Source organism: Mycobacterium sherrisii (genome assembly GCF_002102355.1).
Taxonomy (GTDB): Bacteria; Actinomycetota; Actinomycetes; order Mycobacteriales; family Mycobacteriaceae; genus Mycobacterium; species Mycobacterium sherrisii.
Genome location: NZ_LQPT01000031.1, coordinates 1 through 1,336, shown reverse-complemented (window position 1 = coordinate 1,336; position 1,336 = coordinate 1). Strand labels below are relative to the sequence as shown.

General features: G+C 61.9%; 1 protein-coding gene and 1 pseudogene. Both read left to right on the top strand.

Features of this window, described 5'->3' with window-relative positions:
* Nucleotides 1-68 precede the first annotated feature (68 nt).
* Nucleotides 69-371: pseudogene (locus AWC25_RS06115) on the top strand (transposase); the annotation flags it as partial.
* Between the two features lie 52 nt (nt 372-423).
* Nucleotides 424-1,215, top strand: coding sequence for an AraC-like ligand-binding domain-containing protein (locus AWC25_RS06110; protein ID WP_158089730.1), 792 nt, complete (start codon nt 424-426; stop codon nt 1,213-1,215).
* Nucleotides 1,216-1,336: the final 121 nt, after the last annotated feature.

Sequence of the window (1,336 nt, the reverse complement as noted above, 5' to 3'; positions counted from 1 at the left end):
AATTACGTGACGGCGGGTGGGGAATTACGTGACGGACAACCCCTCAGACCTGGGGAATTACGTGACCGCTGACATCCGCGCGGGCGGACCTGCTGGCGTTTACCGCGTTCCCCAAGCAGATCTGGCGTCAGATTTGGTCCAACAACCCCCAGGAGCGGCTGAACAAGGAGATCCGCCGGCGCACCGACGTCGTCGGCATCTTCCCCGACCGCAACGCACTCATCCGCCTCGTCGGGGCCGTGCTGGCCGAACAACACGACGAATGGGCCGAATCCAGGCGCTACCTCGGCCTCGACGTCCTGAGCAAATCCCGAAACGACCAGGACTCACCGACAGAACAGGAGGCCACCCCGGCGGCCCTGACCGCCTGAACCACCAAACTCGAAGAATCACACGACGACGTCCTACACCACGTCCCTGGACTTGACCCGCGGGCGGGACGACTTCGACGAGTTCAGGCACGCGATATCAGATACATTCGTGCCCCTGGCTCTGTCGGTCGGCGATTGCACTGCCCCGCTGCGGTGGGCGATGAAATCCGCAAGTCTCGGCGCGGTGCAGATGACCGATGTGGCATTGTCGGACGCGGCTGAGGTCTATCGCACGAATCGTTTGATCAACAAGGGCGCCGATGACTATCTGAAAGTCGGCCTCCAGTTACGTGGCAGCTGTGTGATAGCCCAAAACGGTCGGGAAGCGCGACTGAACCCGGGCGACTACGCCGTCTACGACACGACGCGGCCTTATCGACTTACCTATCCGGCGGGTTACCAGACTCTGGTGCTGATGTTCCGTCGCGAGCGGTTGAGATTGACGTCGTCACAACTGACCCATGTGACCGCACAAGCGCTGCACGCTCACGAAGGGCTGGCGGCGTCGGTATCGGCGTTCCTGGCCGAGCTCGGGAAGCGGTTTGAGATTCGGAGACATCCCGCGACGACCCACCTGGCCGATGCGATATTGGAGATGCTGACCGCATCGCTGGCCGAACGGCTGCCTTTCTCGATCGACGTCGAGCCGGGCGGTGGTCGACACGCACTGCTTATGCGCATCCGTGTCTTCATCGAGGAACGGCTCGGCGACCCGAACCTCGATGTTGCGACTATCGCTGCGGCACACCATATTTCGGTGCGGTACTTGCAGGGATTGTTCGCGGCGCAGGACCAGACGGTCAGCGGGTGGGTGCGAAGCCGCCGGATCGATCGGTGTCGATAGCGTCCCGGAGAGTGGTGGACTTCGGATCTCGCGTGGTTCACGCGTTGCGATCAACGAGTCATGTTGAACGCTAGGTGATTTGGTGTTGTTTGGCAAGTGCTGCCGCGGCGTGTTTGGCAGC